Origin of the sequence: Herbidospora galbida (genome assembly GCF_005233835.1) — a bacterium.
GTDB lineage: Bacteria > Actinomycetota > Actinomycetes > Streptosporangiales > Streptosporangiaceae > Herbidospora > Herbidospora galbida.
In genome coordinates this window covers 46,313-71,249 of record NZ_SZQA01000026.1, presented here as the reverse complement: position 1 = coordinate 71,249, position 24,937 = coordinate 46,313, and the positions used below count along the sequence as shown (strand labels likewise).

Here is a 24,937-nt window from a genome sequence, read left to right as displayed (position 1 = left end):
AACGTAAAGGCTGCACACGGCGCTCGTCAACGCCGTGAGTCGGAAAAGAGTCAGAGAACCCATCCGACGAGCCAGGCGGCGAAGACGAGACCGGTCGCCGCGGGCAGGATGAGCACACCCGGCGCCCGCTCGCGGAAGGCCGCCACCACCGACAGGCCGGCCGACACGACCGCCAGCGGGCTCGTCCAGAAGATGATCGGCGGGATGCCGACGGCGAAGGCCACCTCGTCGTCCACCGCCAGCACGCTCCAGGTCGCGATGGCGCAGAAGACCACGCCCGTGATCCCGGCCAGCAGCGTCAGCAGCCCGTCGCGGCGCACCGTGAGCGCGCCCCCGGCGAGCTGGAAGAGCGACAGCAGCGCGAACGCGCCCAGCGGCGCCAGCACCCACGGCGCTCCGGCGGCCGTGTAGGCGGCTCCGGTGAAGTGCACCGAGCCCGGGTCGATCATCGCCCGGGGGGCGACGGCGGCGTCGCAGGGCGCCGGCGCGGCCGGGTCGGCCAGGAACGCGGAGATCGTCCGGCGGCCGCACTCGCTGCTCAGGAAGACCCCGTGGCCGACCCCGGCGAACTCCTGGAACCGCGCGCCCGGCAGGTTCTCGGTGGCCTGGCTCGCCGCCGCCGACGGGGTGGTGGGGTCGTACTGGCCGGCCAGGATCAGGACCGGGGCCTGGGTGAGCGCGCCCTCCTCGCCCGAGGGGGGCAGCCGCCACTCCGCGCACACCGTCGCGTCGTTGTCGGCGGTGAACAGGCGGCGGTCGGCGAAGGTGTTGGCGGGCGCCTCGTCCTGGCACTGCACGGCGTAGTAGAGACCCCACTCGTGGCTGGTCAGCGAGCCGCCCGCGCCGTCGACCAGCGGCTGCAGCAGGTCGGTGTGGCCGCCGGCCAGGCCGTCGACCAGCGCCGGCAGGATCGGCAGCGCCTCGGGGTCGGCGAACGACTCGGCCAGCAGGGTGGCGACGTCGTCGCCGGTGAGCCGGACCATGACGCGGCGGCGGGTGAGCGGGTCGCGGGTGGCGAGGGTGACCGGGGCGGCGTTGATGTTCTTGACCGCGAGGTCGAACCGGTCGGTCACGCCGAGGCCGTTGAGGGTGCTGCGCAGGGCGGCCATCGCCTGGTCGTACCACTGGGAGCGCTCGGGCAGGTAGGAGTCGAGCACGAGCGACTTGGCGCCCTCGGGGTCCATCGCGGCGGCCAGCAGCATCGCGCGGGTGGAGTAGCTGACGCCGAACAGGGTCCACTTGTCGTACCCGAGCGAGCGGCGCAGCTCGACCACGTCGGCGGCGATCTCCTGGGTGCGGTAGCCGCGCAGGTCGACCGTCAGCCGCGCCTTGCACGTGCGGGCCGCCAGCCCCATCGCCCCGTTGGGGGCCGGCGCGGGCGTGGCCGTGATCGGCCCGGGGCTGGGGCTGGGGGTGACCGTCACGGCGGTGGGCGGCGCGAGGTCGCGCAGGACGCCGTCGACGATCTCGGGACATTCCAGGCGTGGTTCCGACCACCGGCCGCCGCGCTGCTCGATGACCACGACGTCACGGTCGGGCGCGATCGAGGTGATCATCTCGGTCAGCGGGATCGACGCGGATCCCGGGCCGCCGCTCATGAAGACCACCGGCTCACCGACCGGGCTGGCGGCCTTGCGGATCGCGTAGCCCACCTTGATCGTGTCGCTCTGATAGGCGTCGCGCCGCTCGGGTACCAGCAGGTAACCGCACGTGGTGCCCTCGGGCACGGCGACCGGGCAAGGCCGCTCCTCCATGTCCGCGCGCGCCCGTGCGGACGCGGGCGCTGAAAGTCCCATGAGCGTGACGGAAGCCGCGATCAGGCTCACCGCCGTCTTCCATCCGGGCACCCGTCAACCTCACTGCCAAATCCGCACTTGATGGGGGATCGCACGCGATTTCACGTGATCTCCGCCCGGACCACGGCAGAACCCTAGCGGCAAGGGCCGAGTAACAGCTCCACAACGGCCGTTGATCCCGTGGAAAACGCGATGTAACCTCCCTGCCATCAAGGGAAACTATCGGAATTTCATCGAAAGTTTCTTGGAGTCCATTCCCGGGACGGAAGGAACCACCGATATGTCGCTGACACGACGCGCAGTGGTGACGGCGGCTGCCGCCGCGCTGCTGCTGGCTGGCTGCGGAACCGGAACTGAGGAGGCGCCCCCCGCCGCTGGGGGCGGCCAGGCGGCGCAGGAGAAGGTCGTCATCGACTGGTGGCACATCCAGAACATCGAGCCGATGTTGCCGGTGTGGGACGCGATGGCCAAGGAGTACATGGCCGCGCACCCGAACGTCACGATCAACATCAACCCGCTGGAGAACGAGGCCTTCAAGGCCAAGATGACCACGGTGGCGCAGTCGGGCGAAGGCCCCGACATCTACCAGACGTGGGGCGGCGGCGTGCTGCAGCAGCAGGCCGACGGCGGCATCGCCAAGGACATCACCGCCGACATCGCCGACTGGTCGGGCACGTTCAATCCGGCCGCCCTGGCCGCGTACCAGTTAGGCGGCAAGACCTACGGCGTCCCGTACGACATCGGCATGGTCGGCTTCTGGTACAACAAGGACCTCTTCAAGAAGGCCGGCATCGAGCAGCCGCCCGCGACCTGGACCGAGTTCCTCGACGCGGTCAACAAGCTGAAGGCCGCCAACATCACGCCGATCGCCCTGGCGGGCAAGGCCAAGTGGCCCGGCCACTACTACTGGACCTACCTCGCGATGCGGATCGCCGGTCTGCCCGCGCTCCAGGAGGCGGCGACCGCCAAGTCGTTCGAGAACCCCGACTTCATCGCCGCCGGCCAGAAGCTCAAGGAACTGGCCGACCTCAAGCCGTTCCAGAACGGCTTCCTGGGCGCCCCCTACGACACCCCCGACGGCCAGGCCGCCGCGATGGGCAGCGGCAAGGCCGCCATGGAGCTCATGGGCCAGTGGGCCCCGACCGTCCAGAAGGACACCGCCGGTGACCTCGGCGAGGCGCTCGGCTTCTTCCCCTTCCCCGCCGTCGAGGGCGGCAAGGGCGCGGCGACCGAGGCGCTCGGCGGCGGCGGCGGCTTCGCCGTCGGCGTGGACGCGCCCAAGGAGGCCGTCGACTTCCTGAAGTACATCCTGTCGGCCGAGAACGCCCGCAGGGAGATCGCCACCGGCTCGCTCCTGCCCGTCGTCAAGGGCACCGAGGACGCCGTCACCGACCCCCGCGGCAAGATGGTCGTCGACGTGCTGGCCAAGGCGACCGGCTTCCAGCTCTACCTCGACCAGGCCTACCCGCCGGCCGTCGGCGCGCAGGTCAACGACAGCGTGGCCGAGCTGATCGCCGGGACCAAGTCGCCGGAAGAAGTGGTCAAGGCCATCACCGAGACCGCGCAGTCGGAGTAGTCGCGGCGTGAAGACGACGAAAGGACCGGAGAGCGCCGTCACGGCCTCTCCGGTCCCGCGACGCTTGGTCCCCCCGCCGCAGCCCCGGGCCAGTAAGAACCGGGGCAAGGCGCGGAAGCGGATCACCATCATCCTGTTCCTTCTCCCCGGCGTCATCCTGTTCTCGCTGCTGGTGCTGGCGCCGATCCTGCTGGCGATGTACTCCAGCGTGTTCAAGTGGAACGGCTTCGGCCTGCTGCCGACGAACTTCGTCGGGCTGGACAACTTCACCCGGCTGCTGGACAACGAGATCTTCCTCGGCGACCTGCGGCGCGGCGCGCTCCTGATCGTGCTGTCGCTGGTGGTGCAGCTGCCGCTGGCCCTGGCCATCGCGCTGCTGCTGAACCAGAAGATGCGCCTGCGGGCCCTCTACCGGCTGCTGTTCTTCGCGCCGTACGTGCTCAGCGAGGTCATCGCGGCCGTGCTGTTCAGCATGCTGCTGTCGCCGGAGCGCGGGCTGGCCAACGAGGTCCTGGGCTTCCTGGGACTCGGGACGTCGAGCTTCCTGTCCGAGCCCGAGACGGTCATGTTCTCGCTGTTCATCGTGATCACGTGGAAGTACTTCGGGTTCTACGTGATCCTCTACCTGGCCGGCCGGCAGAGCATCCCCAAGGAACTCACCGAGGCGGCCCAGATCGACGGCTGCGGCCCCTGGCACGTGTTCCGCTACGTGACGCTGCCGCTGCTCGGCCCGACGATCCGGATCACGATCTTCCTGTCGGTGATCGGCACCATCCAGCTCTTCGACCTGGTGTACGTGCTGACAGGGGGCGGTCCCGTGCACGCGTCGGAGACTCTCGGCGTGACGATGTACGACATCGGCTTCAACCGCTTCCAGGTCGGTTACGCCAGCGCGATCAGCGTGGTGATGTTCCTGCTCAGCCTGGTCTTCGCCATCGGCTACCAGCGGTTCGTGCTCAAGCGCGACCTCGACGGGGCCACCACGACCATGGGAGGTGGCCGCAGATGAGCGTCCACGCGCGGGAACGCCGGAACACGCCGGCCAGGATCGCCCGGCCGATCGCCCTGCACACGATCGTCATCGTCATCGGCGTGTTCGTCCTGGTGCCGATCGTGTACGGCATCCTGGGCGGCTTCAAGGACAACCCGCAGCTGGCCAACAACCCGATCGGGCTGCCGGCCCCGTGGGTGCCGGAGAACTACACGAACGTGCTGGCCTCGTCGGACTTCTGGCGGCAGGTCTTCAACAGCTCGCTGATCGCGCTCAGCACGGCGCTGGTCACGGTCGCGGTCTCGGCGCTGGCGGCGTTCGTGTTCGCCCGGTTCGCCTTCCGGGGGCGTGAGCTGCTGTTCACCATCTTCGCGGCCGGGCTGATGTTCCCGTTCGCGGTGGCGATCCTGCCGCTGTTCATCATCCTGCGGTTCTTCGGCCTGCTGAACAACCCGCTCGGGGTGATCCTGCCCCAGGCCGCCTTCGGCCTGGCGCTGACGATCATCATCCTGCGGTCGTTCTTCCGGTCGATCCCGCACGAGGTGGAGGAGGCCGCCATCCTCGACGGCTGCTCGCCGTTCGGGTTCTTCTGGCGGATCCTGCTGCCGATGGCCCGCCCCGCGCTGGCCACGGTGTCGGTGCTGGCCGTCGTCAACAGCTGGAACAACTTCTTCCTGCCGCTGGTGGTCTTCAACGACAAGGTGTGGTGGACGCTCCCCGTGGGCGTGCAGCAGTTCAGCGGCCAGTATTCGGCCGACACCGCCAAGATCCTCGCGTACGTGGTCTTGGCGATGATCCCGGCGCTGGCCTTCTACGCGGTCGCCGAGCGGCAGCTCATCGGCGGCCTCACTGCGGGGGCGACGAAAGGGTGATCGGCGTCGTGCTCTCGCGGACCACCAGATCGGTGGCCAGCTCGACCCGGCGGGCCTCGGGGTGCTCCCCGCGGCCCATCGCCAGCACCATCCGGGTGGCCAGCGCGGCCATGTCCTGGAGCGGCTGGCGGACCGTGGTGAGCGGCGGCCACGCCGACTGGGCCAGCGGCAGGTCGTCGAAGCCGACCACGCTGAGGTCCTCGGGCACGCGCAGCCCGCGCTGCCGGGCCGCCTCGAACACCCCGAAGGCCTGCATGTCGCTGCCGGCGAAGATGGCCGTCGGACGGTCGGGCAGCGACAGCAGGGCATGACCGTGGTCGTGGCCCGCGTCGGCGAGGAAGCTGCCGTAGCGGATCAGGCCCGGCTCGACGGGCACCCCGGCGGTCTCCAGGGCGGCGCGGTAGCCGTCTATGCGGGCCCGGCTGCACAGCATGTCGGCCGGGCCGCCGATCATCCCGATCCGGCGGTGGCCGAGCTCCAGCAGGTGCCGGGTGGCGGCCAGGCCGCCGTGCCAGTTGGTGGCGCCGACGGAGGCGACGCCACCGGCCGGCTCGCCCTCGGGGTCGACCACCACGAAGGGCATCGACCGGGCCGCGAGCTGGTTCTGCAGACCGGCCGACAGGCGCGAGGCGACGACGACGACGCCGTCGGTGCGGCGGGCGGCGATGCGCTCCAGCCAGTCGCGGCCGGGCCCGGCGTGGGTGTGCAGCACCGAGATGACCACGCTGGCCTCGGCCTCGCGGGCGGCCGTCTCGGCGCCCCGCACGATCTCCATCGCCCAGGGGCTCTCGATCTCGGCGAACACGAGGTCGATGAGCCCCACGGGGCCGTCGCCGGGACTCACCCGGCGCTGGTAGCCGTGTTTGTGCAGCAGTCGTTCCACCCGCTGCCGGGTCTCCGGCGCGACTTCGGGGCGGCCGTTGATGACCTTGGACACCGTGGGGACCGACACACCCGCCTCTTGGGCGATTACGGCGATCGTCACCCGCCTTTTCGCTGGCATGGCCGGAAGTGTATCCGAAAGGTTTCGGGTACGCGTACCTGGGGCGTCATTCCCGGTGGTAGCGCTCCCAGCTCTTTGTTGACGGTCCGCGAGCAGGATATCTATGCTGCGGCTTGCGAAATATTCGGTAACAGTCCGAAACTTTCAAGGGGAAGCGATGCCCGACCTGCGCGTGTCCGGATCTCATCTCGTCGACCCGTCCGGGCGTCCGGTGCGCCTTCGTGGCGTCGGGCTCGGCGGCTGGCTCAACATGGAGAACTTCATCACCGGCTACTCGGCCAACGAGTCGACCATGCGGTCGGCCGTCCGGGAGGTGCTCGGCGAGGAGCGCTCGGAGCTGTTCTTCGACCGCCTGCTGACCTCGTTCTTCGGCCCGGAGGACGCCGACCTCTTACGTGACCTGGGCATGAACTGCGTCCGGATCCCGGTCAACTACCACCACTTCGAGTCGGACGACCGCCCGTTCGAGATCATCGAACACGGCTTCCGCCACCTCGACCGGGTCATCGGCCTGCTCGGCGAACGCGGCATCTACAGCGTCATCGACCTGCACGCCCTGCCCGGCGCGCAGAACCAGCACTGGCACTCCGACAACCCCACCCACATCGCCAACTTCTGGAACTTCCGCCAGTTCCAGGACCGCGCGGTGCACCTGTGGGAGGCCATGGCCGACCGCTACAAGGACAACCCGTGGGTGGCCGGCTACAACCCCATCAACGAGCCCGGCGACGTGCACGGACGGGTCGTCGGCCCGTTCTACGACCGCCTGGTCAAGGCGATCCGCGCGGTCGACCCCGGCCACGTGCTGTTCCTCGACGGCAACACCTACTCGACCGACTTCTCGATCTTCCGCGAGGTGTACGAGAACACGGTCTTCGTCTGCCACGACTACGCCCTGGCCGGGTTCGCCCACGGCGGCCCCTACCCCGGCGAGACGCGCGGCGAATGGGTCGACCGCTCGACCCTGGAGGCCACCTTCGAGAAGCGCACGGTGTTCCAGCGCGAGACCGGGACCCCCATCTGGGTGGGCGAGTTCGGCCCCGTCTACACCGGCAAGCCCGACGTCGACGCGCAGCGCTACCAGATCCTGCGCGACCAGCTGGAGATCTTCGACGCGCATTCGGCGGGGTGGTCGCTGTGGACGTACAAGGACGTGGGTCTCCAGGGACTCGTGACGGCCGGTGAACCTTACATCGGAGTCTTCGGCGATTTCATCGCCAAGAAGGGCCGTCTCGGGGCCGACCGGTGGGGTTCGACCATGGAGGAGAACACGGCGGAACTGAGGCCGCTGCACCAGCTCATGGAGACCGAGTTCCCCTCCTGGGACCCCTACCCCTGGGGCGCCCGCTACCAGATCGACGACCTCATCCGGCACATCCTCATCGCCCAGGCGCTCGTCCCCGAGTACGCCGAGGTGTTCCGCGGCCGCTCCGACGAGGAACTGCTGGCCCTGGCCGACTCCTTCGCGCTCGCCTCGTGCGCCCGGCGTCAGCCGCTGCTCGACCTGCTCAACGAGAACCTGCACTAGGAGACCCCCCTTGCTCATCGAGGCAGATTCATGGGCGCGACCCAGGGCCGGCCGAAGGCCGGCCCTGGGTCGCTCCTTCCGAGCCGTGACGGCCCTGCTGCTCGTCCTGTCATGCCTGGCCGTCCCGGCCAGGGCGGATGTCACCACGATCGCCACCTACGACTTCGCGTCCGGCGCCCAGGGCTGGGGCCCGCGCGGCGACGGCGTCGTCCTCGACACCTCCGCCGGGAACCTGCGGGTGAGCGGGCGGACCCAGACCTGGATGGGCGCCCAGATCACCCCGCCCTTCGAGAAGGGCGTGACCTACAACGTCACCGCGAAGGTGTCGGGGTCGGTCGCGCTGACCGTCGAGCGGACCCCCGCCGGCGGTTCGACGACCTGGGAGCGGGTCGGGGCGGCGACGTCGGCTCCCGGCGAGTTCACCGAACTGTCCGGGTCGTACTCCTACTCCGCCGACTCCGCCCTGAACCTCTACTTCGAGAGCTCCGACGCGACGGCCGAGTTCACGGTCGACGACATCGTCGTCACGTCGGACAGCGATCCCACGCAGTCGGGCCTGTCCACCGACTTCGAGACGGGGACCGCGCAGGGCTGGAACCCGCGCGGCGGGGCGACGCTGACCGCGTCGGGCGCCGCCGCGCACGCGGGGTCGTACGGCCTCGCCGTCGCCAACCGCCAGGCGTCGTGGGACGGCCCGTCGCTGAACGTCCTGGGCAAGCTGGCCAAGGGCTCCAAGTACACGCTGTCGGTCTGGGTCCGCAGCGCCGAGGCGCAGTCGCTCGGCCTGTCGATCGAGCGGCGGCAGAACGGCACGCCGTCCTACGAGCGGGTCGTCGCCCCCGTCTCGGTCACCGGATGGACGCGGCTGAGCGGGACGTACACGCCGGCCCACGACGTCGACTTCCTGAGCGTCTACGTCGAGTCGAGTGAGGGCGTCCTGCCGTTCGAGCTCGACGACTTCACGCTGGAGTACGTCGAGCCGAAGCCCATCCAGACCGACATCCCCTCGCTCAAGGACACCGTGCCCTTCACGCTCGGCGCGGCCTTCCATCGGGGCGCCACCCTCGGCGAGCACGCCAAGCTGATCAACAAGCACTACGGGAGCGTCACCCCCGGCAACGCGCTGAAGTGGGACGCGACCGAGCCGGTCGAAGGCCAGTTCACCTTCGGCGAGGGCGACGCCCTGGTCGACTTCGCGACCGACAACGGCCTGGAGTTCCGCGGCCACACCCTCGTCTGGCACAGCCAGACCCCCGCGTGGGTCTTCGAGGGCGCCACCAAGGAGGTCCTGCTCCAGCGCGTGGAGAACCACATCCGCGCCGTGATGGGCCGCTACAAGGGCCGCATCGGCACCTGGGACGTCGTCAACGAGGTCATCGACGAGAACCAGCCCGACGGCCTGCGCCGCTCGCCGTGGTTCGAGATCACCGGCCTCGACTACATCCGGACCGCGTTCCGGGTCGCCCGCGAGGTCGACCCCGCCGCGACGCTGGTGTTCAACGACTACAACACCGAGTTCCCGCGCAAGCGGGAGGCGATGTACAAGGTCGTCAAACAGCTCCTCGACGAGGGCGTGCCGATCGACGCCGTCGGGCACCAGCTCCACGTCAACATCGAGCAGCCGCCCGCCTACCACATCGAGGACAGCATCGAGCGGTTCGCGACCCTCGACGTGGAGCAGCAGGTCACCGAGCTCGACGTGTCGGTCTACACCGACTTCGTGTCGACCTACGCGACGGTGCCTGACGAGGTCCTCGCCCGGCAGGGGCACCGGTACAAGGAGATCTTCGACGTCTTCCGCCGCCAGGCCGCCGAGCTGACGTCGGTGACCGTCTGGGGCGTGGCCGACGACGAGACCTGGCTGTCGACGTTCCCGATCACCCGCGTGAACGCGCCGCTGCCCTTCGACGACGAGCTCCAGGCCAAGCCGGCCTTCTGGGGCGTCGCCGACCCGTCGAAGCTGCCCGCGTCGCGGCTCGCGCTGGTGGTGCCCGCCGGGACCGTCACCGTCGACGGCAGGCGCGACGAGCAGTGGGACCGCCAGGCGGACCAGCCCGTGGCCCGCTCGGGGCCGGTGTCGGCCTCCTTCCAGCTGCGCAAGGCCCCTTCGGGTGTGTACGTCTTCGCGGACGTGACCGACCCGACCGACGACCGGACCGACTCCCTGTCCCTGAAGGCCGGGTCGGCGACGTACAAGATCCAGCGCGGCGCCCCGCACGCCCAGGGCTTCAAGGCGCACACCAGGAAGACCGCCACCGGCTGGCAGGCCGAGGCCCTGCTGCCCTCCGGATCGGCCGCGACCCTCGACCTGACGGTCGACGACGCGAGCACCGGCCCGGACGCCGCCTGGAGCGGCGCCCTGACCTTCGTCCCCGAGGTGAAGGAGCTCACCGCGCCGAAGGAGACCCCGGTCGTCGACGGCGTCGCCGAGGCGGTCTGGAACAAGGCCACTCCGGTCGAGACCGGCACCTGGATCCAGGGCACGTCGGGCGCGACGGCCAAAGTCCGGGCGCTGTGGTCGCCCTCGGGCGTCCTGTACGTCCTGGCGAAGGTCACCGACCCCGTCCTCAGCGAGGAGTCGCCGAACGCGTGGGAGGAGGACAGCGTCGAGATCTTCGTCGACCCCGGCAACAACAAGACCAAGGGCTATGACGACGACGACGGCCAGTACCGGATCTCCTTCACCGGCGCCGAGTCGATCGGCGGCACCTTCGACGCCTTCGCGATCCGCGGCAACCTGACCAGCGCCGTGTCGCGCACCTCCAACGGCTACATCGTCGAGGCGGCGATCAAACTGCCCACGGTGACCCTGTCCCGCGACCGGGTCCTCGGCTTCGACGTGCAGATCAACGACGCCACCGGCACCGCGCGTACCGCGGCGGTGACCTGGCACGACCCGACCGGACAGAGCTATCTGTCCACGGCGCGATGGGGAGTGCTACGGCTCGGTAAGTAGTGCATGGTCCAATAGGTTCTGGCGCCGGGCCCCGCCTTCCGCAGCGTGCGGGGCCCGGCGCCACTCATTTCGGAGGCTCCCGCCGGTGTCCACGAATCCGATCCTCTCCGGTTTCCACCCCGACCCCTCGATCTGCCGCGTCGGCGACGACTACTACCTGGTGACCTCGTCGTTCGAGTGGTTCCCCGGCGTCCCGATCTTCCACAGCAGAGACCTGACGCACTGGCGGCAGCTCGGCCACGTGTGCCACGACCTGGACCTCGACGGCCTCAAGCCGTCGGCGGGCATCTACGCCCCCACCATCCGCCACCACGACGGCGTCTTCTACATGATCACGACCTTGATGGAGACGGCGGGCAACTTCCTGGTCACCGCCACCTCGCCCGAGGGGCCGTGGACCGAGCCGGTCTGGTTCCCCGAGACGCGCGGCTTCGACCCCTCCCTGTTCTTCGACGACGACGGCCGCTGCTGGATGCACGGCGCCCGCGAACGCGAGAACAAGGAGTTCTCCGGCGACACCGAGATCTGGCTGCGCGAACTCGACCTGACCTCGCTGAAGCTCGTCGGCGACGAGCACGTCGTCTGGACGCCCCACCTGCGCGGCGCGATCTGGGCCGAGGGCCCCCACATCTACAAGTCGGGCGGCTGGTACTACCTGGTGACCTCCGAGGGCGGCACCGCCGAGGAGCACGCCGTCATGGTGGCCCGCTCCCGCACGGTCACCGGCCCCTATGCGGGCAACCCGCGCAACCCCGTGCTGACCCACCGCCACCTGGGCCTGCGCCACCCGATCACCTCCACGGGCCACCCCGACCTGGTCGAGACCCCCGACGGCGAGTGGTGGTCGGTCCTGCTGGCCACCCGTCCCTACGGCGGCACCGACGCCACCCCGCCCGACATGGCGGCCGTCCGCCGGGAACACGGCTACAACCTGGGCCGCGAGACCTTCCTGACCCGCGTGCGCTGGGAAGACGAATGGCCCGTCTTCGACCAGGTGACCCTCGACTTCGCGGGCCCCTCGCTGCCGGTCCACCGATGGCCGGCCACCCCCGCGTGCGACCACTTCGACCGGCTCGCCCCCGCCTGGCAGTTCCTCCGCACCCCGCGCGAGACGTTCTGGACGGTCGGCGACGGCCTGACCCTCAAGGTGCGCCCGCCGGGCCTGACCGAGCACGGCAACCCCAGCCTGGTGGCCCGCCCGCAGGCCCACATCGACTTCGCCGTCCACACCGAACTCACCTTCACCCCGGGGCCGGGCGAGCACGCGGGCCTGGCCCTGATCCAGAACGACGACTTCCACATCCGCCTGTCCCGGCGGCCCGACGGCCTCGAACTCATCCACCGCGCCGAAGGCGTCGACACCCTGGCCGGGTGGGCCGACGCCACCGGGGGCCGCGTGTGGCTGAGCTTCGAGGCCCACGGTCAGGACTACCAGGCCCGCTACGCCCTCTCACCGGGCGAGTGGCGTCCGTTGGGCCCGCCGCTCGACGGCCGCATCCTGAGCTCGACGGTGGCGGGGGGCTTCATCGGGGCCATGATCGCTCTCTACGCGACGTCGGAGGGGCGGGAGAGCTCGAATTCGGCGCATTTTGCCTGGTTTGACTATCAGGCGTTGTGAAATTCGAGTGCCTGTTCTACTGAATCGGATGCGCGGACGGTAATCGGTCGGTAACTTCCTGACGCGTGCCCACAACACAACACGATTCACTCAACCAGCTCTTCCGAGAACGGCCTCAGCTCGCCCTCGACCTGGTCAGGCGGGCCAAACTGCTGGAGGTGCCCGACGGTCTCCCCGTCCGGGCACACCAGCTCGAACTGAGCGACCGCGTCTCCAAGGAGCTCCGTCCCGACCTGCTGCTCACGCTCGGTCCCGAGCGGGAGCCCTACGCCGCGCTGATCGTCGAGATGCAGCTGCAGCCCTCGGAGGCGAAGGCCCGCCAGCTACCGCGCTACGCGGCCGCGGTGTGGCTGCACCTCGACTGTCCCGTCCACGTCGTGGTCGTCTGCCCCGACAGGCGCACGGCCCGCTGGGCCGCCAGCCGCATGCCCACCGAGCTCGAGACCTTCTACATCGACCCCCTCGCCGTCGGGCCTGACAGCATTCCGGTGGTCGGTCGGGTGCAGGCGGCGGAGAACCCGCATCTCGCGGTGCTCTCGCTGATGGCCCACGGCGCCGACCGCGAGGTCGTGGCCGACATCATGCGCGGGTTCAAGGACCTGCCCCCTGGTGACGCTGCGTCGTACTATGAATACACCCATCAACTCGCCGCTCTGGCGGTGAAGGCGAACATGGAGGAGTTCATGCTCACCAACTGGCCGGTCAACAGCCCGACCGGCAAGAAGTACGTCGGCGTGGGCAGGGTCGAGCAGGGCGTCGCCGACGTGCTGGCGGTGCTCGAAGCGCGGAAGATCGCGCTCACCGACGAGCAGCGCGCCCGCATCACCGAGTGCGCCGAGCCCGAACACCTCAGCGATCTGGTCGTCCGGGCGGCGCTGGTCGACGACGCGGCCGAACTGTTCGTCTAGCGCAGGTGGCGGTTGAGCCAGTGGAGCATTCTCTCTGAGCGGTCGATGCGTCGATCCAGGCGGGCGTCGTGGGTCATCGAGTGGCCCGAGTCCGGATAGAGGATGTATTCCACCTCCCTCCTCAGCCGTCGCAGTGCCACGAACATCTGCTCCGCGTCCGACGGCGGGCAGCGGTAGTCCTGTTCTCCCTGCAACAGCAGCAGCGGTGTGCTGATCCTCGCCACGTTGCGCAGGGGACTGATCTTCCAGAGGTGGTTCACCCCCTCTTCCGTCCAGGTGTCGCCCAGGCCCGAGTCCACGTCGTAGACGGCTCCGAGGTCGCAGGCGGCGAAGCCCGACACCTGGTTCGTCACCCCGTTCTGGCTGATGGCCGCCGCGAAGCGGTCGCTCGTGCCGATGAGCCAGTTGACCAGGAAGCCTCCGTAGGAGTTGCCGTAGCAGGCCAGTTTCCCGGCCAGGCCCGACTCCGTCAGGTGGTCGACGACGCTGTGGCAGTCGTCGGCGTCCGGGCCGCCCCAGTTCGCGCCGAGCGCGTCGCCCCAGGCGCGGCCCCGGTGGAAGGATCCCCGGATGTTGGGACGCACGACCAGGTAGCCCGCCGACGCCAGCAGCAGCGCGTCGGAGTCGGGGGCCACCGGCCAGGCCCACGCCGGGCCGCCGTGCAGGGCCAGGACCGTGGGGAGGCCGCGGGCGGTGTCGAGGTCGGTGCCGGGCGGGGCGGTCAGGAAGACCTGGACGCCGTCGATCTCGATCTCCCGTTGGACGGGGGCCGGGTGCCGAGCGAGCCAGACCGAGCCCGAGGGCATCAGTCGCTTCAGGGGGTCGAGGCGGTAGAGGTCGGGGCGGGCGGCGCCGCCGAACGACGCGATGGCGCAGACGACGCCGCCGCCCTCCGCCAGGGCGTGCACCACCGGGTCCAGCTCCCGTGGGGTGAGGTCGCGGCCGGTTCGCAGGTCGCGGGCGTATTCGCGGCCGTCGTCGCAGACGACCGTCAGGCGTTCGTCGGTGGTGGGGGCCTGGCCGGCGAAGCGGTCCAGATGGGCGGTCAGCGGCTCGGTCTCGTGCCAGACGGTTTCCGGGTCCCAGTCGGTGGGGCGGCGTACCGGGGGTGCGACGGCGACGACGTCGCCCTCCTCGGTGTAGGTGAAGCGGAGGACCGGGCCGGTCAGGCTGGTGCGCTGGGTCACCTCGCCGCTCAGGGTGACCTCGTGGACCTGGGGGTGGGGGTCGCGGTCGTCGCCCCGGTCGGCGATGAAGCCGATCTTGTCTCCGTGGACGCGCAGACACGACGCCCACCAGTCGCCGCCGGTCAGCCTGGTCACCTCCGCGCCCACCACGTGGACGTGCGTGGGGTGCAGGCGCAGGCCGTGGCCCTCCTCGCGCCAGTCGAGGCGGCGGACGACGCGGGCGACGTCGCCGCGCATCACGGGCGACGTGTCGTCGGGGGCCAGCACGGCGAAGCGGGTCTCGTCGAGCCAGGCGAACTCGACGACGCCCCGCTTGAACGCCGTCACCGTGCGGGCGGGGCCGCCGTCGAGGGGGCGTACACAGACCTGGTTCTTGTGCAGGTAGGCGATGGACGTACCGGAAGGAGAGAACGCCGGCGCGGAGGCCTCGGCGGTGAGGACCCGGGGCGGGCCGCCGGTCGTCGGGACGAGCAGGAGGCGGTGGCGCTCGCGGCCCGCGACGACGCGGCGTTCGACGACGGCGACGCGCGAGCCGTCGGGGGAGACGGTCAGTTCGGTGAGCAGACGGTCGGTCGCCAGGTCCTTCGGTTGCATCGGCGCTCCCGTTATTGCCAAGGTAAACCCTGCTGTGTTTGAGTAGCGACTCAGTAAAACAGGAGGGGAGGACCGGTGGCCAGAGCGGTGCGGTGCGCCCGGTTCGTCGACGTCGTCGGCGAGCGGTTGCTGACCGATCAGCTCATCGTCATCGAGGGCGACCGGATCGTCTCGACGGGTCCTCACGCCGGGTTCGAGGGGGAGGTCCTCGAGCTCCGCGACCTCGGCGACGTCACCGTGGCCCCCGGGCTGATCGACCTGCACACCCATCTCGTCGGGGTGGCGGCGTGCGGCGACTACGCCCAGGAGCTCAAGCACAGCGCCGCCCGGCAGGCCTTCGCCTCCATCCCCAACGCCCGCGACACGCTGCTCGCCGGCTTCACCACCGTCCGCGACGTCGGGACCTTCCGCGCCTTCGTCGACGTCGCGCTGCGCGACGCGATCGACGCCGGGCACGTGCTCGGCCCCCGCATGGCCGTGGCCGGCGCCTATGTGACCGTGCGCGGCGGCGGCGGGATGCTGACCGGGTTCGCCCACGACGTCGAGGTGCCGAAGGAGTTCCGGTTCGGCGAGACGCGCTCCGTCGACGACATCCGCGAGCGGGTCCGGGAGATCGTCTTCCACGGCGCCGACCTGATCAAGCTGATCGCCACCGGCGCCGTGCTGGCCAGCGGCACCATCCCCGGCGCGCCCGAGCTGACCGAGGCGCAGATGCGCGCCGCCGTCGAGGAGGCGTCCTGGTACGGCCGGTACGTCGCCGCCCACGCCCACGGCGCCGAGGGCATCAAGCGGGCCGTGCGCGCCGGCGTGCGGTCGATCGAGCACGCCTGCTTCCTCGACGACGAGGCCGCCGACCTGATGGCCGCCCACGGCACCTACCTGTCGGCCGACATCTGGTGGGCCGACTGGATCCGCGAGACCGGCCCGTCGCAGGGCTACGACGCCGAACAGCTCCGCAAGAACGACGAGACCGCCGAGGCGCAGCGCGAGGGGTTCCGCAGGGCGGTGCGGGCCGGGGTGAAGATCGGCTTCGGCACCGACGCCGGCGGCTTCCCCCACGGGCTCCAGGGCCGCCAGCTGGCCACCATGGTCGACCACGGGCTCACGCCGATCCAGGCGCTGAAGGCGGCGACCCTGACGAGCGCCGAGTGCATGGGGTGGGACGACCGGGTCGGATCCCTGTCTCCGGGCCGGTACGCCGACCTCGTGGCCGTCCCCGGCGAGCTCGACATCACGAAGTTCGCCGACGTGGCGTTCGTGATGAAGGGCGGCGAGGTCGTCAAGGACACCCTGCGGCGCAGCCCGTGAAGCGCCACTACCACCTGGGCGTGCTCGCGCTGGTCTCGGTCACCGCCGTCTGGGGATCCACGTTCCCGCTGACCAAGGACCTGGTCGCCCGCCTGCCGATCGCCGACCTCTACGCCGCCCGGTTCGGGCTCGCCGTGCTGGTCCTGATCGCGATCAGGCCGCGCGCGCTCCGGAACCTGACCCCGCGCCTGTGGGGGACGGGCGCTCTGCTTGGCGGCGTCTACGGCGTCGCGCTGACCCTGCAGACCATCGGGCTGGCCGAGCTGCCCTCGTCGGTCTCCGGATTCGTCACCGGGTCCTACCTCGTCATGACCCCGCTGATCGCCCTGGTCTGGCTGAAGACCCGGGTCAGCCGGCCGACCTGGGCGGCTGTCGGGCTCGCCGCCGTCGGCACCGCCTCGTTCAGCCTGCTCAGCGGGCCGGTCGGCGCACCCGCGGGCGCGGTCGCGCTGACCGCCGTGTCGGCGGCGCTGTACGCCGTGCACCTGGTCGCGCTCGGGAAGTGGTCGCGGCCGGAGGACGCGTACGCGCTCTCGGTCGTGCAGATCCTCACGCTGGCCGTCGTCATGACCGTCGCCGCCGCGCCCGGCGGGATCACCCTGCCGCAGAGCGCCGTCGACTGGACCGGCGTGGTCTACCTCGCCACCGTCGCCGGGGCCGGGACGTTCCTCGCCCAGACGTGGGCGCAGGCGCACGTGCCGCCGACCGCCGCCGCCGTCGTCATCGCGGTCGAGCCCGTGTGGGCGACCGCGTTCGCCGCCGTCCTGTACGGCGAGCCGCTCACCTGGACCGTCCTCGTCGGCGGCGGCTGCATGCTGGCCGCCATGGGGATCGTGGCCCGGCCCGTACCCGAGGAGAGACCATGCCCAGAGTCCCCCGTCTCGGCCGTGAGCTGAGCCCGGAGCAGGCCGACGTCGTCGCGCTGGCCCGCAGGTTCGCCGCCGAGGAGATCCGGCCCCGGGCCCGCGAGGTCGACGAGGGCGACCACGTCTTCCCCCGGGAGATCTGGGCGAAGGCGGCGAAGGCCGGGCTGACCTCGTTCATGATCCCCGAGGAGTACGGCGGGGGCGGGGTCACCGACCTGGTCACCCAGTGCCTGGTGCAGGAGGAGCTGTGCCACGGCGACATCTCCATCGGGAACCTGATCACCTCCGGGGGGTTCTTCGCCTCGCCCGTGCTGGAGCTCGGCACCCCTTCCCAGCGGGAACGTCTGCTCGCGCCGCTGGCCGGCGACGACCCGCCCCTGACCGCGCTGGCCACGACCGAGCCCGGCGTCGGCTCCGACGCGGCGTCGATCACCACCCGGGCCGAGCGCGACGGCGACCACTACGTGCTGACCGGCCAGAAGACGTGGATCTCCAACGCGCCCTTCGCCGAGTGGTTCGTCGTCTTCGCGACGGTCGCGCCCGGCACCCGCTCCAAGGGGGTGACCGCCTTCGTCGTGCACCGGGACGCGCCCGGCTTCACGGTCGGGGCGCCGATGCCGAAGATGGGACAGCGCGGCATCGCGTGCGCGGAGCTGTTCCTCGACGGGGTCCGCGTGCCGGTCGCCGACCGCCTCGGCGGGGAGGGCCAGGGGTTCCGCGGGCTCATGCGGACCTTCGACGCCTCCCGGGTGCTCATCGCCGCCGCCTGCACGGGGTTGTCGCGCGCGGCCCTGGACGTCTCGCTGGCGTACGCGAAGGAGCGGGAGCAGTTCGGCACGCCCATCATCGGCCACCAGGCGGTGGCGTTCCGGCTGGCCGACATGGCCGCCAAGACCGACGTGTCGGCGCTGCTGACGCGCCGGGCCGCCGACCTGTACGACTCCGGCCACCCCATCACCGAGGAGGCCGCGATCGCCAAGCTGACGGCGTCGGAGAACGCGGTCTGGTGCGCGTGGGCGGCCATGCAGACGTTCGGCGGGTGGGGCTACTCGAGGGAGTTCCTCGTGGAGAAGTGGCTGCGCGACGCCAAGCTGGAGGAGCTCGAAGAGGGCACCTCCGACATCCAGCGGCTGATCATCTCCCGGTCGCTGGCCCGCTCATGACGGGCGCGACGGCGGTCGCGGCCACCCTGGCCGCCTACGGGGTCGACACGGTGTTCGGCATCCCCGGAACCCACAACCTCGCCCTGTACGAGGCCCTCGCCCGCCAGGGCACCCGGCTGGTCACTCCCCGGCACGAGCAGGGCGCCGGCTACGCCGCCGACGGCTACGCCCGGATCTCGGGGCGGCCCGGCGTCGTGCTGACCACGACCGGCCCCGGCATCCTGAACGCCGCCGCGGCGGCCGGGCAGGCCTACTCCGACTCGATCCCGCTGCTGCTGCTCTCGCCGGGCGTGCCGACGACCCATCCGCGCCGGAGCGCCGGCTACCTGCATGAGACGAAGAACCAGTCGGCGGCCATGGACGCGGTCTGCGCGTGGAGCCACCGCGTGACGGCGGTGGCCGAGATCCCGGCGGCGCTCGCGGCGGCGTTCGCCTTCTTCGCGGCGGGCCGCCCGAGACCCGTGCACATCGAGATCCCGGCCGACCTCCTCGACGCGGAGGGAGAGTTCACCGTCCCGGCGCGGGGCGGCCTCCCGGAGGCGGCGGCGGCCCTGACCGGGGCCCGGCGTGTGGGCATCGTCCTCGGCGGCGGCGCCCGAGGCGCAGGGGAGGCGGCCCTCCGGCTAGCCGAGACGGTGGACGCCCTCATCGTGAGCACCATCAACGGGACCGGGATCCTCCCTACAGACCATCACCGCAACCTCGGCCCGGCCCTCTTCCTGAAGTCCACCCAGACGTGGCTGAAGTCGTGCGACGTGCTGCTGGCCGTGGGCACGGAGCTGGCCCCCTCGGACCTGTGGACCGACTTCGCCTATGAGGGCACCCTCATCCGCGTCGACGTCGACCCGGACCAGACGGTGGACGCGACGATCCCGATCACCGCCCGCGCGGAAACGGCCCTTCCGGCCCTCCTGGCGAAGGTCAGCCAGACGGCCGACTCCCGCACCGACCCGGTCATGCCCGCGACCAGTCGGCATGGCGAGGCAGCCGGCACCGATCCGGGGCCTGACGGCGAGACACGTGGGCCTCTGGCTGAGGTCGCTCACCGGATCGCGCGGGAGCGCGCCGACCTCGCCGCCCCCTGGCGGGCCGAGCTCGACGCCATCGCCAGGGCCCTCTCCGGTGACGCCGTCATCGCCGCCGACAACTCGATGTTCTGTTACTACGGCGCCCTGGCCGTCCTCCGGCGCCGGTTCCTGTTCCCCACCGGCTTCGGCACCCTCGGCTACGCCCTCCCCGCCGCCATCGGCGCCAAGGTCGCCGACCCCGACCTCCCCGTCTGCGTCCTGGCCGGTGACGGCGCGCTGCAGTTCACCGTCCAAGAGCTGGCCACCGCCGTCGAGCTCGGTCTCAACCTGCCGATCGTCGTCGCGGTCAACGGCGGCTACGGCGAGATCCGGGCCGAGATGAAGGCCCGCCCCATGCCCCCGGTGGCGGTCGACCTGCACGCCCCCGACTTCGTCCGGCTGGCCGAGGCGTTCGGCGCCCGTGGCGTCGGACACCCGCACGACCTGACGGGCGAGATCGAGGCGGCGTTCGCCGCCGACCGCCCCACGGTGATCGTCATCCAGGAGCAGTCATGACCCCGTTCCTCCAGGTCGTCTGGACCGACGACGTCACCGGCCGGCCCGGTTACCTCGTCATCGACCGGCTCGGCCGGGGCGTCAGCAGCGGCGGGCTGCGGATGCGCGCCGGGGTGACCCTGGACGAGGTCGCCGACCTGGCCCGGGGCATGTCCCGCAAGGAGGCCATCGCCTACGAGCCGGGCCTGGCCTACCAGCCGCTCGGCGGCGCGAAGGGCGGCATCGACTGCGATCCCCTCGACCCCGAGGCGACCGGGATGCTGCACCGCTACATCGCCGCGATGAAGCCCCTGCTGGCCACCTACTGGGCGACCGGCGAGGACCTGGGCCTGCGCCAGGAGTCGATCGAGGAGGCCTGCCACGCGGCCGGCCTGCGCACCTCGATCGACGCCGTGCTGCCGCTCCTCGACGACCCCGACACGGCACTGAAGCGCCTGGACGCCGCCTTCGCCGTCACGGTCGACGGTATCGGCCTGGGCGACCTGGCCGGCGGCTGCGGCGTGGCCGAGTCGGCCCTGACGGCGCTCGACCGTCTGGGCATCCGGAACCCGACGGCGGTCGTCCAGGGCTTCGGCTCCATGGGCGGCGCGACCGCGCGGTTCCTGGCGCGGGCGGGGGTGCGGATCGTCGGCGTCGCCGACGCCGACGGCCTCCTGACCGATCCCGGCGGCCTCGACGTGGAGGCGCTGCTCCGCGCCCGGGACCCCTTCGGCCGGATCCCGGGCGAGAAACGGCCCCGCGACGGGTGGCTCGACGTCGACTGCGACCTGCTGATCCCGGCCGCCGTCTCCTACTGCGTCGGGGCGGCGGAGGCCCCGCGCGTGCGGGCCCGGCTGGTGGTGGAGGCGGCCAACGTGCCGGTCACCCCGGAGGCCGAACGCGCGCTCGCCGCCAGGGGAGTGGTGGTCGTCCCGGACGTGGTGGCCAACTCGGCGACCAACTCGTGGTGGTGGTGGACCCTGTTCGGCGACATCCCCGCCGATGCCGACGCCGCCTTCGCGAAGATCCGCTCCTGGATGCGCCGGGTGACGACCGAGATCATGTCCGACCCCGGCCGGACGCCGCGAGAGGTCGCCCATGACCTGAGCGACCGCAACATGGCGGCCGGGCGATGACCGAGGCCCTGTTCGACCCCCGCACGGTCGCCGTCGTCGGCGCCTCCGGCGACCCCGCCAAATGGGGCTACTGGCTGGCCAGGGGCGCCCTGAGCGGCGCCTCGCGCCGCCCGGTCCACCTGGTGAACGCCCGCGGCGCCGACGTCCTCGGCCACCCCACCCACCACTCGCTGCGCGACCTCCGCGAGACCCCCGACCTGGTCGCGATCGCGACCCCGCCGCACACCTACGAGCAGGTCGTCGGCGACGCCCTCGACGCCGGGGCCCGCGCCCTCGTCGCGATCACCGCCGGGGTCGTCTACCCCGGCGGCCTGCCCGCGCTGGCCGAGCGGGTGCGCTCGGCCGGGGCCCGTCTCGTGGGCCCGACCAGCATGGGGGTGTACGACTCCGCCTCCGCCCTCGCCCTCACCTGGGGCACGCTGACCCCCGGCCCGATCGGCGTCGTCTCGCAGAGCGGCTCGGTCGGCCTGGAACTCGGCTATCTGGCCGCGAAGGAGGGCCTCGGCCTGTCGCGGTTCGTCTCCGTCGGGGCCGCCGCCGACCTGGGCGTCCGGGAACTGGCCGAGGCGGTCGTCGCCGCCCCGCACACCCGTGTCGTCATCCTCTACCTCGAAGACCTGTCGATCGGCCGCGACCTGATCGCGCTGGCGGGCGGCAAGCCCGTCATCCTGCTGACCGTCGGCGGCTCGGCGGCGGGCCGCCGCGCGGTCACCTCCCACACCGGCGCGCTCGCCACCCCCGACGCGGTCGTCGACGCGCTGTGCCGGGCGGCGGGCGTCCTGCGCGCCCGCACCCCGCAGGAGGCGATCCACATCGCCCAGGCGTGCCTGGCCGTCCCGGCCCCCGTACGGCGGGTCGCGGTGGTGGCCGACAGCGGCGGTCAGGGGGCGATTGCCGCCGAACTGGCCGAACGCCTCGGCCTGGAGGTCCCCGCGTTCAGCCCGGCCACGGCCGAGGCGCTGAGGGCCCTCCTGCCGCCGGAGGCGGGCCTGTCGAACCCGGTCGACCTGGCGGGGGCGGGGGAGGCCGACCTGGCGACGTACCCGAAGATCGCGGAGCTCGTCGCGCCCGAGGTCGACGCGGTCGTTCTCACCGGCTACTTCGCCAGCTACGCCGCCGACAGCCCGGCGCTGGAGGGCGCGGAGCTCACCGCCGCCGCCCACCTGGCCGAGACGCTCACCACGCGGCCCTGCCTGATCCACACGATGCGCCCCGAGGGCCCGACCGTGGACTTCCTGCGAGCGGCGGGCGTCCCCGTCCACGGCACGATCGACGCCGTCATGACCGGCCTGAGCGCGCTGACCTTCTCCCGGGAGGTCTGGACGCCACCGGCGGCCTCTTCCACGCCCCTGGGCGACATATCTGGATTCGTCGCCCTGCGTCGCACCCTCCTGGCCTCCGGGATCTCCTTCCCCGACGGCACGCTCTACGACGGCGGCGACCCCGGCCTGACCTACCCCGTGGTCCTCAAGGCCCTGGGCCCGGCCCACAAGACCGAGGTGGGCGGCGTCGTCCTCGGCGTCGGCACCCCGGAGGAACTCCACCGGGAGGCGCGGCGGATGCGGGACCGGCTCGGCGGCCTGCCGCTCTGGGTCGAGGAGCAGGTGGTCTCGCCGGGGGTGGAGCTGATCGTCGGCGCGCACCGCGACCCGCACGCCGGGCCGGTCGTCACCTTCGGCGCCGGGGGAGTCCTCGCCGAGCTCATCGCCGACACCGTGACGGCCCTCGCCCCGCTCACCCATGAGCGGGCGAAGGACCTGATCGCGACGACCCGCGTCTCCCGGGTGCTGAACGGCTGGCGCGGCGCTCCGCCCGCCGACGTCGACGCCGTGGCGCACGCGATGGTCGTACTGGGCGGAATCCTCGACGCCCGCCCGGAGCTCACCGAGATCGAGATCAACCCGCTGAAAGACGGCCTCGCGCTCGACGCCTACGCCAGCTGATCGGGCTCCAGCCCGAGTTCGACGGCGGCGGCGGTCCGCACCAGTTCGAACAGCCGCGCCCGGGTCAGCATCCTCTTGTGCACGGTCACCTGAACGGTGAGCCCGTCGATCAGCGACATCAACCGCCAGGCCGCCCCTTCGGGGTCGGGGCACTTGAACACCCCGTCGTCGGCCCCGGCCGCCAGGATCTCCCGGAGGGCGTCCTTCCAGCGCAGGTCGAGCGCCCGGGAGACGTCTTCGAGAGCCGGGTTCCGCATCGACTCCGACCAGGCGTCGATCCACAGCGCCCACGATTTCGATTTACCGCTCGGCGAATACAACTTGAGCATCGCCCGCAGTTTGTCGACCGGCCCCCCGGCCGAATCGAGCAGCGCCTCCAGATTGTCGAGGTCGCGTTCGGCCGCATATCCGAAGGCAGCGGCGAACAGTTTCTCCTTCGTCTCGAAATGGTAGAAGAGCAGCGCCTGGCTCACCCCCGCAGCCTGGGCGATGTCGACGGTGCGGGTATGCCCGAATCCCTGGGCCGCGATGACCTCGCAGGCGACCTTGAGCAGATCCTCCCGGCGCATGCGGCTGATTCCCCGTGCCACATCGGAACCCTAGCGCGACACGGGGATTCGCAGTACGAACCGGGCGCCTTTCACGCTGTCCTCGATGCCGAGGGTGCCGCCGTGGCCCTCGCAGATCTGCCGGGCGATGGCGAGCCCGAGGCCGGTCCCGCCGGCGTCGCGGGAGCGGGCGGCGTCGAGGCGGGTGAACCGCTGGAAGACGTGCTCGCGCTTGTCGTGGGGGACCCCGGCCCCGTCGTCCAGGACCTCCAGCACGCCGCAGCCCGCCTCCTCGTAGACCTTGACGACGACGACCGAGTTGGCGTGTCGTTCGGCGTTGTCGAGCAGGTTGGTCAGCACCCGGGCGAGCCGCAGCCGGTCGCCCATGATGATCACGCCGGGCTGCAGTTCCCGGATGATCCGCACCCGGCGCCTGCGCCGGTCGATCTCCGTCGCGGCGAGGTGGGCCAGGTCGACGGGGTCCATCCGCCCGGGGGCGCCCGAGTCGAGGCGGGCGATCTGGAGCAGGTCGTCCACCAGGGCCTGGAGGCGGTCGATGCTCCCGAGGATGGCCTCGCCGGTGTGTTCCCAGTCGGCCGTCTCGACGTCGAGGAGGGCGCCCTCGACCTCGGCGCGCATGGCGGTCAGGGGGCTGCGCAGGTCGTGGGAGGCGTCGGAGGCGAAGCGGCGCTGCTGCTCGACGGCCTCCTCCAGGCGGTCGAGGGTGGCGTTGGCGGTCTCGGCCAGGCGGCGGATCTCGTCGTGGTTCCTGGGCACCGGCACCCGGTGGTCCAGGTCGCTGGCGGTGATCGTGGCGAGCTCCTCGCTGATCGCGTCGACCGGCCGCAGCGCCCTGCCCACCAGCAGGTACGTGCCGAAGGTCGTCACCGCGACGATGAGCCCCGCGCCGAGGAACAGCAGCAGGTCGACCCTCGGGTCGACGTACCAGGGCACCACCGGGTCGGCGGCGTAGATCAGGTAGTCGCCGTTGGGGCTGTAGACGCGGATGGCGACGATCACCATGCACTGGTCGGGCCACAGTGTGGAGTCGCAGTGGACCATGTCCTGCCGCACGGTCGTGTCGGGCGGCTGGAAGAACGCCATCCGCGGCTTGCCCTGCAGCAGCACGCTGGAGGACTCCACGGACCCGTCGGGCCGGATCACCTGCACCCCGGCGATGCCCTGGGACGGCAGCACGGACGGGATCTGGTCGTTCTTCAGCATGTGGATGGTCTTGAGGGTGACCCGCACGATCCGGTCGACGTTGTACTGGTTCGCCAGCCCCCGCAGTCCGATGAGGGCGGTCGCCAGCACGGCCAGGCACAGAAGCGTCATGACCAGACCGGCGACGAACGTCAACCGGCCCCGCATCGACCATCGGC

Annotated in this window: 18 protein-coding genes; 13 read left to right on the top strand and 5 right to left on the bottom strand. The window is 71.3% G+C overall.

Features of this window, described 5'->3' with window-relative positions; all coding sequences use genetic code 11:
* Positions 1-50 precede the first annotated feature (50 nt).
* On the bottom strand, positions 51-1,847 hold the full coding sequence (locus FDA94_RS24890; RefSeq protein WP_170991110.1) for an alpha/beta fold hydrolase: 1,797 nt from the start codon (positions 1,845-1,847) through the stop codon (positions 51-53).
* Between the two features lie 229 nt (positions 1,848-2,076).
* Here FDA94_RS24890 and FDA94_RS24885 point away from each other — a divergent pair, with 229 nt between their 5' ends.
* From FDA94_RS24885 to FDA94_RS24875, 3 genes are read left to right on the top strand one after another with little or no spacing between them, the layout of a single operon-like run.
* Positions 2,077-3,372: an extracellular solute-binding protein gene (locus FDA94_RS24885; RefSeq protein ID WP_137249497.1), complete on the top strand. Its 1,296-nt coding sequence runs from the start codon at positions 2,077-2,079 to the stop codon at positions 3,370-3,372.
* Positions 3,373-3,379: 7 nt separating this feature from the next.
* Positions 3,380-4,381, top strand: coding sequence for a carbohydrate ABC transporter permease (locus tag FDA94_RS24880; RefSeq protein WP_212735498.1), 1,002 nt, complete (start codon positions 3,380-3,382; stop codon positions 4,379-4,381).
* Entirely contained in the window at positions 4,378-5,235 is an 858-nt protein-coding gene (locus FDA94_RS24875) for a carbohydrate ABC transporter permease (protein WP_137249496.1), read from the top strand. Before FDA94_RS24880 ends, FDA94_RS24875 begins: the two co-directional genes overlap by 4 nt.
* Here the strand turns inward: FDA94_RS24875 and FDA94_RS24870 are convergent.
* On the bottom strand, positions 5,210-6,238 hold the full coding sequence (locus tag FDA94_RS24870; RefSeq protein WP_030454448.1) for a LacI family DNA-binding transcriptional regulator: 1,029 nt from the start codon (positions 6,236-6,238) through the stop codon (positions 5,210-5,212). The genes FDA94_RS24875 and FDA94_RS24870 overlap by 26 nt on opposite strands.
* Before the next feature lie 157 nt (positions 6,239-6,395).
* Here FDA94_RS24870 and FDA94_RS24865 point away from each other — a divergent pair, with 157 nt between their 5' ends.
* From FDA94_RS24865 to FDA94_RS24850, 4 genes are all read left to right on the top strand, one after another.
* On the top strand, positions 6,396-7,766 hold the full coding sequence (locus tag FDA94_RS24865; protein WP_137249495.1) for a glycoside hydrolase family 5 protein: 1,371 nt from the start codon (positions 6,396-6,398) through the stop codon (positions 7,764-7,766).
* A gap of 85 nt (positions 7,767-7,851) precedes the next feature.
* Positions 7,852-10,722: an endo-1,4-beta-xylanase gene (locus FDA94_RS24860; RefSeq protein WP_170991109.1), complete on the top strand. Its 2,871-nt coding sequence runs from the start codon at positions 7,852-7,854 to the stop codon at positions 10,720-10,722.
* Positions 10,723-10,807: 85 nt separating this feature from the next.
* Complete coding sequence (locus FDA94_RS24855) at positions 10,808-12,340, top strand: glycoside hydrolase family 43 protein (RefSeq protein ID WP_137249493.1); 1,533 nt, start codon at positions 10,808-10,810, stop codon at positions 12,338-12,340.
* Between the two features lie 65 nt (positions 12,341-12,405).
* Positions 12,406-13,248, top strand: coding sequence for a hypothetical protein (locus FDA94_RS24850; RefSeq protein WP_137249492.1), 843 nt, complete (start codon positions 12,406-12,408; stop codon positions 13,246-13,248).
* On the opposite strand, the gene FDA94_RS24845 is transcribed toward FDA94_RS24850, so the two are convergent.
* A complete protein-coding gene (locus FDA94_RS24845; RefSeq protein WP_170991108.1) occupies positions 13,245-15,029 on the bottom strand; it encodes a S9 family peptidase in 1,785 nt (594 codons plus the stop codon). The genes FDA94_RS24850 and FDA94_RS24845 overlap by 4 nt on opposite strands.
* Positions 15,030-15,104: 75 nt before the next feature.
* On the opposite strand from FDA94_RS24845, the gene FDA94_RS24840 reads away from it, so the two are divergent.
* The 6 genes from FDA94_RS24840 to FDA94_RS24815 are packed head-to-tail and all read left to right on the top strand — an operon-like array spanning position 15,105 to position 23,007.
* Entirely contained in the window at positions 15,105-16,337 is a 1,233-nt protein-coding gene (locus FDA94_RS24840) for a metal-dependent hydrolase family protein (protein WP_137249490.1), read from the top strand.
* On the top strand, positions 16,334-17,233 hold the full coding sequence (locus FDA94_RS24835) for a DMT family transporter (RefSeq protein ID WP_137249489.1): 900 nt from the start codon (positions 16,334-16,336) through the stop codon (positions 17,231-17,233). The genes FDA94_RS24840 and FDA94_RS24835 overlap by 4 nt, the downstream gene beginning before the upstream one ends.
* Positions 17,200-18,366 carry an acyl-CoA dehydrogenase family protein gene (locus tag FDA94_RS24830; RefSeq protein WP_137249488.1) on the top strand — a complete coding sequence of 389 codons (1,167 nt, stop codon included), beginning with the start codon at positions 17,200-17,202 and terminating at the stop codon, positions 18,364-18,366. Before FDA94_RS24835 ends, FDA94_RS24830 begins: the two co-directional genes overlap by 34 nt.
* Positions 18,363-19,949 carry a thiamine pyrophosphate-binding protein gene (locus tag FDA94_RS24825; protein WP_137249487.1) on the top strand — a complete coding sequence of 529 codons (1,587 nt, stop codon included), beginning with the start codon at positions 18,363-18,365 and terminating at the stop codon, positions 19,947-19,949. Before FDA94_RS24830 ends, FDA94_RS24825 begins: the two co-directional genes overlap by 4 nt.
* A complete protein-coding gene (locus tag FDA94_RS24820; protein ID WP_137249486.1) occupies positions 19,946-21,064 on the top strand; it encodes a Glu/Leu/Phe/Val dehydrogenase dimerization domain-containing protein in 1,119 nt (372 codons plus the stop codon). The genes FDA94_RS24825 and FDA94_RS24820 overlap by 4 nt, the downstream gene beginning before the upstream one ends.
* Positions 21,061-23,007, top strand: a complete 1,947-nt coding sequence (locus tag FDA94_RS24815; protein WP_137249485.1) for an acetate--CoA ligase family protein — start codon at positions 21,061-21,063, stop codon at positions 23,005-23,007. The genes FDA94_RS24820 and FDA94_RS24815 overlap by 4 nt, the downstream gene beginning before the upstream one ends.
* On the opposite strand, the gene FDA94_RS24810 is transcribed toward FDA94_RS24815, so the two are convergent.
* Together FDA94_RS24810 and FDA94_RS24805 are read right to left on the bottom strand one after the other, a co-directional pair.
* Positions 22,995-23,597: a TetR/AcrR family transcriptional regulator gene (locus tag FDA94_RS24810; RefSeq protein WP_137249484.1), complete on the bottom strand. Its 603-nt coding sequence runs from the start codon at positions 23,595-23,597 to the stop codon at positions 22,995-22,997. The genes FDA94_RS24815 and FDA94_RS24810 overlap by 13 nt on opposite strands.
* 9 nt (positions 23,598-23,606) lie before the next feature.
* The gene (locus FDA94_RS24805) at positions 23,607-24,926 is read right to left on the bottom strand and encodes a sensor histidine kinase (RefSeq protein WP_137249483.1); all 1,320 of its coding nucleotides are present in this window, start codon (positions 24,924-24,926) and stop codon (positions 23,607-23,609) included.
* Positions 24,927-24,937: the final 11 nt, after the last annotated feature.

Coding starts and splice junctions, on each gene's coding strand:
- FDA94_RS24885 (WP_137249497.1), top strand. CDS start 2,077: ATGTCGCTGACACGACGCGCAGTGGTGACGGCGGCTGCCGCCGCGCTG.
- FDA94_RS24875 (WP_137249496.1), top strand. CDS start 4,378: ATGAGCGTCCACGCGCGGGAACGCCGGAACACGCCGGCCAGGATCGCC.
- FDA94_RS24870 (WP_030454448.1), bottom strand. CDS start 6,238: ATGCCAGCGAAAAGGCGGGTGACGATCGCCGTAATCGCCCAAGAGGCG.
- FDA94_RS24865 (WP_137249495.1), top strand. CDS start 6,396: ATGCCCGACCTGCGCGTGTCCGGATCTCATCTCGTCGACCCGTCCGGG.
- FDA94_RS24845 (WP_170991108.1), bottom strand. CDS start 15,029: ATGCAACCGAAGGACCTGGCGACCGACCGTCTGCTCACCGAACTGACC.
- FDA94_RS24830 (WP_137249488.1), top strand. CDS start 17,200: ATGCCCAGAGTCCCCCGTCTCGGCCGTGAGCTGAGCCCGGAGCAGGCC.
- FDA94_RS24825 (WP_137249487.1), top strand. CDS start 18,363: ATGACGGGCGCGACGGCGGTCGCGGCCACCCTGGCCGCCTACGGGGTC.
- FDA94_RS24820 (WP_137249486.1), top strand. CDS start 19,946: ATGACCCCGTTCCTCCAGGTCGTCTGGACCGACGACGTCACCGGCCGG.
- FDA94_RS24815 (WP_137249485.1), top strand. CDS start 21,061: ATGACCGAGGCCCTGTTCGACCCCCGCACGGTCGCCGTCGTCGGCGCC.
- FDA94_RS24805 (WP_137249483.1), bottom strand. CDS start 24,926: ATGCGGGGCCGGTTGACGTTCGTCGCCGGTCTGGTCATGACGCTTCTG.